Origin of the sequence: Moraxella sp. 179-F 1C4 NHS, assembly GCF_045370505.1 — a bacterium.
GTDB lineage: Bacteria > Pseudomonadota > Gammaproteobacteria > Pseudomonadales > Moraxellaceae > Faucicola > Faucicola tetraodonis.
Window position 1 is genome coordinate 70,997 of sequence record NZ_JBIQEC010000012.1, and the last position, 6,074, is coordinate 77,070.

The window sequence follows — 6,074 nt, forward strand, 5'->3', positions numbered from 1 at the left end:
ATGCACCAAACAATCATTCATAAATCAAACCGATTGCCTATGCTAGGATTGGGTCTTTGTATCGTCATTGCGACAGGTTGTCAACATCAGCCACCCGCTCAGCGCCCAGCAGTTACCTTGCCCGTTTATAGCCAAGGGGATGCCGATAACGGTAAAAAGCAATACGAAGAAGCCTGTCTCAAATGCCACAAGCTGCAGCCAGGAAATAACGAGAAAGGCCCACAATTACTGCGTATTTATGGGGCAAAATCCGCCTTATTAACCGATTATCAATATACAGACGCACTAAAAAACAGCAATATGACGTGGACAGCGGAAAATTTGGATAAATATATCGCCCATCCAAAACAGACCATCGCAGGAACGCGTATGCGTTCTGACCCGATTGCTGATGCCAAAGTCCGCCAAGACATTATTGCCTATATTTCGACGCTTCGTTAAATCGCTTTGTGGCTATGCCTTTTAGCGATATTTTTAGTTAACATGATTGATAAACAAAATTTAAACCTTTAAAGGATAGACCACATGGTGATGGGTAACTTAGACAATCAGCCGTTACAACAACGATTGCAAGCCATGCTGGTGAGTATTAATGAGATCGTGTTGGATAAACCTGTCGTGGTGAAGCTGGCGGTTGCTTGTTTGTTAGCCAATGGTCATTTACTGCTTCAAGATTTACCAGGAATGGGTAAAACCACGCTAGCGCACGCGATTGCCAACCATTTGGGGTTATCGTTTAATCGGGTGCAATTTACCAGTGATATGTTACCTGCCGATATTTTAGGGATTTCCCTGTATAAAACCGATACTGGCACATTTGAATTTAAGCCAGGCCCGATATTTTGTCAGCTGTTACTTGCCGATGAAATTAATCGCTCTAGCCCAAAAACCCAATCTGCCCTGTTAGAGGCGATGGAAGAGCGGCAAGTGTCGCAAGATGGGGTAACGCGGAAACTCCCTGAACCTTTTTTTGTGATTGCCACCCAAAACCCGACGCAGCAATCGGGTGTGTTTATTTTACCTGAGTCACAGCTGGATCGGTTTTTGATGTGTTTATCGCTGGGTTATCCCTCGGTTCATGCCGAACGAGAGTTGCTACTGGGTAAAGATAGACGTCAAATGCTCAGCCAAATTACCCCCATGTTAGATACCCAGTCATTGCAGCAGGCACAAGCGCAAGCCAAAGCCGTGTATATCGCAGATGTCGTGATTGACTACTTGCAACGATTGGTAGCGAAAACGCGTGAAAGCCGAGACTATCATGGTCTATCTACCCGTGGTGTGCTAGCGCTCAAGCAAGCGGCCCAAGCCTTTGCTTATTTGGGTGGCTACAATGAAGTGACGCCAGAAGATATCCAAGCGGTATTTGCTGCCGTCGTCGATCATCGCTTGGGGCAAGCTTTTATCCCATTTAATCATTTGGGCGGTGAGCAGCCCCAATCGATTGCGACCCAATTGTTACGCCAAGTGCCGGTAATGATGTAAACCATGATGTATAACGTGTTTTAGCGTTAAAAACTTTCTCATTGCTGTATTTTTATTATTTGATTAAATTATCCGATTAAGAGCCCGCGCCTATCATGTTTGCCATTCGCCAGCGACTTGAAAACTACTTGCAAACATGGTTTAAGCGTCGAGCGCCGATTAGCCGCGACATCACCCTCAACCTGCGCAACGTATATATTTTTTTGAGTAAAGAAGGATTGCTGTACGCTTTTTTACTCATCATTACCTTTGTCGCAGGGATTAATTACGCCAATAATTTGGTGTTGGGTTTGTGCTTTTTGTTGGGTAGTCTACTCGTGGTGACTATCCATTATACCTTTGCACACTTGGCAGGGTTGCAAATCAAACTGGTGGATATCAGCGATACACAAGTGGGTGACAAAGTACAAGTGCGACTGCAAATTAGCAGTGAGTCAAGTCAGCCGCATCGGCAAATTCGGTTAAGTTTTGCCAACAACGCCTTTGACTTTAAACAGCCGATACACCGCAAACCCAATGCACAGTCCGAACCAAATGATTGGCTGTTGGTCAATCAAATACAAGCGCCGCAACAGGTGAGCTTATGGTTAACAGCCGATAAACGCGGCAAAATTGTGTTACCCAGGCTCACGGTGAGTACCCTATATCCCTTAGGGATTTTGCAAGCTTGGTCGTATGTGTTTTTTGAAGGACACGCGTGGGTGTATCCTGCGCCACTGAGCTATGAGATGAAAGCCAGTCAGTTTGTGCCATCCGATGATGAGCAAACCGCTGCCTTACACACCCAAGCAGGGCAGGAAGATTTTGACCAGTTGGATAATTATGTCCCAGGGGAATCATTGGCGCGTATTTCGTGGGCGCATGTCGCGCGCGGGCAAGGACTCATGTCAAAACGCTTTGTGGAGAGTGTTGGGCAGCAGCAATTGCTTGATTACTATCAAATGCCTGCGATGACGCATGAAGAAAAACTCAGCCAGCTGCGCTACGGGGTGGATAGTTTGACCCAAAGCCAAATCGCTTTTCAATTGCGACTGCCTGATGGTGAGGGCGCAATAGGTGAAGGACAAGCATTTCGTCAGCAATGTTTGCTAAGATTGGCAAAAACGCCATGAATCTCCCTGACCTAAATCGCGCTAGCTTAACCTTATCTCAGCGCCTAAACCAAATCTCGGCGTATCAGTGGATATTGCTGTCTCAACTGTTGATTGTGGCTTTTCACGTCAAAAATTTACCCATTTGGCTATCGGTGTATGCCTTTTTTATTATCATTTTTCAATTGCAACCCCTGCGACGTTGGTTGCCCAACGCTTTGTATCGTCCGCGCTCATTACAGTTGATACAGTACACAGGATTCATTGCAAGTTTGGTGGGGCTGTATTTGACCTATCGTACTGCCTTTGGCTTGGATGTCGGTATCGCTTTTTTGCTATTGTGTGCCGTCAGTAAGCTACTGGAATTGCATACCAGGCGTGATTGCTATGTGGTGCTGAGTTTATCACTGTTTGTATTGGCAGGGCTGTTTTTAATTAATCAAGATTTGATTACAACGCTACAAGTGGCGATTGGCACGATGGTCGTGCTGTTTGCTATGATTGCGCAAAATGATGATGGTACAGGACGCTACCGCACGCTTGGCTTATTGGTCGGTCAAGCCATTCCTCTGACCATTATTCTATTTTTATTTTTCCCCCGATTGCCGCCACTATGGTCGGTGCATTTGAGCGGCGCGCAAGCAAAGACCGGCATGTCAGATAGTATGTCACCGGGCGATTTTGCTAACCTCAGTCAATCGACTGAATTGGCGTTTCGGGTAGAATTTTTAGGCAATCAGCCAAGCCAACAAAATTTATATTGGCGAGGTTTGGTGTTTTCTGATTTTGATGGCACCACCTGGCGCGCCAATCCTAACACCTCGCTTTGGACGCCCGATCAGCCGATTGCTGATTGGTTGTTGCCGACGTTAAGGCTGAGTAAACGCTTTACTTTAGCCGTTAGCCCTGACTATCGGGTGATTTTGGAGCAGACGGGACAAAATTGGTTGTTTGGGCTTGATTATCCGATAACCAACCAAAAAGGCATTGGGCTGACGTCGGATTTTACCCTGCGGTATTGGGACACTGTCAATCAGCGTTTTACTTATCAAGTGCATTGGTTAGATGATGCGCCTATCAATTTAGCCTTATCTACCCAGCATCGTCAGGTCAATTTAGCATTGCCAGCAGGCGGTAATCCGCAAAGTCGCCAATTTGCGCAGCGACTCTATCACCAAGCAGGCGATGACCCAATTGCCTATACCAACGCCATCGCCCAGTGGATGCATAGCCAGCAGTTTCGCTACACCTTATCGCCCCCTATCTTGGGTAGTAATCGCATCGATGATTTTTTATTTGCTACCCGTGCAGGGTTTTGTGAGCATTATGCGTCAAGTTTTACTTACCTTATGCGAGCGGCAGGTGTACCTGCTCGTGTGGTAGCCGGGTATCAAGGTGGGCAGTTAGGGCGTGATGGCAAAAGCTGGGAAGTACGGCAAATGGATGTCCATGCATGGAGCGAGATTTGGGTGCAAGGGCGCGGCTGGGTGCGTGTAGATCCTACGGGCTTTGTCGCACCCAATCGGGTCGAGCAGGGTATGGACACTGTCACCCAAGACGCTGGGGCAAAAATGTTTGGTGAGGGCGTGGCAGGGCAAATTAGCTATCAGCAGTTTCAAATGCTACAGCAAGCGCGCCGCTTGTTTGACCAAGCTAGCTATTATTGGCAACGCGATGTGGTCGGCTATGACCAAGACCGCCAGCGGTCATCGCTGTTTAAATGGCTGAATATCCAATCTGTCTATCAGCAAGTGATGGTGATGTTTGTCACCCTTGTGAGCGTCCTTGCGCTATTGGGATTGTGGCTGTGGTGGCGTCGTCGCCGGGTTTGGGATAGGCATGATTGGATTATGATACAGTTATCCAATCGCTTGGCAAAAAAAGACAAAACGCTCGCAAGGCAGGATAGTGAAGGGGTACTGGATTGGCTTACTCGACTTGAGCCAAAAGTTACTGATAAGGCAGCCCTTCAAGCACTTGCCGCGCTTTATCGACAAACCCGCTATCAGCAGCCTACGGATAACAAACAACCCATGCGGCAATTAGACAATTTGGCGAAAACCATCGCGCTAAAAAAACATTAATATTCAATATTTGTTTGCTATACTCTATAGAATTGAAATAAATATAGTAAATAAATATAGGGCTCACTAAATATGAGTAATTTACCTACGCCACCGCTACAAACCGATAATAAAAACTCATTACCCTTGATTATCTTTGGCATTATCTTGGCACTCGGTCTTATCGCTGCGGCATTTGTACTGGGCACGCAGTTTAAGAATCTAAAACAGTCCGGCACAATTACCGTCAAAGGCTTGGCAGAAGCCCCTTACAAAGCCAATCTTGCCCAAATCCAAATGGGCGTCAGCGCTTGGGGACAGGACTATGCAGGTGCATTAGCCAATGGTAAAAATGACTTTAAAGCGCTGCAGCAGTTTGTGGCAAGCAAAGGATTTAGCGTATCTAGTCAAAATGTCACGCCCATAAGCGTTGAGCCGTATAATGAGGACTATGTGGATGAGCAGGGACAAACCCGCACCCGCCAAAATGGCTATAAAGCCACGCAAACGCTGTCAATTAGCAGTCAAGAACTCAATAAAATCACCAATATGCTTGCTCAAGTGCAAAATTATCGTATCAGCCATGAATCAGTGACGTTTGAAAAGCCGCAATATCTGCTCAATGACCTTGAGAAAATCAAGCATGATTTGATTGCCAAAGCCACCGATGATGCCAACAAACGCGCCGAAGAGTTTGCCAAAACCGGTCATGCCAAAGTCGGGGTGATGCGCTCAGCGTCGCAAGGGTCATTTAATATTTTGGATGCGCATAATCGTGATACCGATGATTCGGATTATGGTGGGACGTATGATAAAGATGGCGTGGACAAATTGGTGCGATTGGTCGTTACGATTGATTATGCGATTGAGCAGTGAATTTTTTCTACTCTAAAATAAAATAAGAAGTTCTGAAATTTTTATTGTTTTGAACAGATTTATATGTTTGGGAAGTTGGGGTTAAAATTTCTGTATTTATTAGAAAGCATCTCTCTGATTTCTTACCTATAAAGTAAACATTTGGCGGACAAAGAATAGTATTTTTTTCATCTCTAAAAAATACTTTGGCATTAATGAAAATGTTTTTATCAAAGTTATCGACTCCAAATACAAGCAAGCATTTGTCGTCATTATTTTGTTTGAGGCATTTTGCAGAAGTGGATTTTGCTTTTGCTTGCCAAAGTAACTTTATATTATTTTCAATCTTTTTATAATCAGATTTATTTACTTTATATATTTTAGATTCTTCGTCTTTTATGCCAGAAAATTCAGCTATAGAAATAAGAAAAGAATTACTGTTTAAAATTAGACTAAACATTAAAAATATAAAAGAAATGAAAAAATCTATTAGGTAATTTATTTTATCTAACTGAAGTTACGCACCGCTAATAGCCTTAAGCTGGGCAAAAGCCGACTGATTAGCGGAGACGAGTAACTT

Annotated in this window: 6 protein-coding genes; 5 read left to right on the forward strand and 1 reads right to left on the reverse strand. The window is 44.7% G+C overall.

The window, feature by feature from the left end:
- The 5 genes from ACH0AB_RS07380 (at window position 1) to ACH0AB_RS07400 (ending at window position 5,515) form a co-directional block, all read left to right on the forward strand.
- Window positions 1–441, forward strand: coding sequence for a c-type cytochrome (locus ACH0AB_RS07380; protein WP_314027420.1), 441 nt, complete (start codon window positions 1–3; stop codon window positions 439–441).
- 84 nt (window positions 442–525) lie between these two features.
- Complete coding sequence (locus ACH0AB_RS07385; RefSeq protein ID WP_406877746.1) at window positions 526–1,485, forward strand: AAA family ATPase; 960 nt, start codon at window positions 526–528, stop codon at window positions 1,483–1,485.
- Window positions 1,486–1,580: 95 nt separating this feature from the next.
- Window positions 1,581–2,597 carry a DUF58 domain-containing protein gene (locus ACH0AB_RS07390; protein WP_406877747.1) on the forward strand — a complete coding sequence of 339 codons (1,017 nt, stop codon included), beginning with the start codon at window positions 1,581–1,583 and terminating at the stop codon, window positions 2,595–2,597.
- Window positions 2,594–4,660, forward strand: coding sequence for a transglutaminase TgpA family protein (locus tag ACH0AB_RS07395; RefSeq protein WP_406877749.1), 2,067 nt, complete (start codon window positions 2,594–2,596; stop codon window positions 4,658–4,660). Before ACH0AB_RS07390 ends, ACH0AB_RS07395 begins: the two co-directional genes overlap by 4 nt.
- Before the next feature lie 72 nt (window positions 4,661–4,732).
- Entirely contained in the window at window positions 4,733–5,515 is a 783-nt protein-coding gene (locus ACH0AB_RS07400; protein ID WP_406877750.1) for an SIMPL domain-containing protein, read from the forward strand.
- A 7-nt stretch (window positions 5,516–5,522) separates the two neighbouring features.
- Here the strand turns inward: ACH0AB_RS07400 and ACH0AB_RS07405 are convergent, their stop codons facing one another.
- A complete protein-coding gene (locus ACH0AB_RS07405; protein ID WP_406877751.1) occupies window positions 5,523–5,954 on the reverse strand; it encodes a hypothetical protein in 432 nt (143 codons plus the stop codon).
- Window positions 5,955–6,074 lie beyond the last annotated feature (120 nt).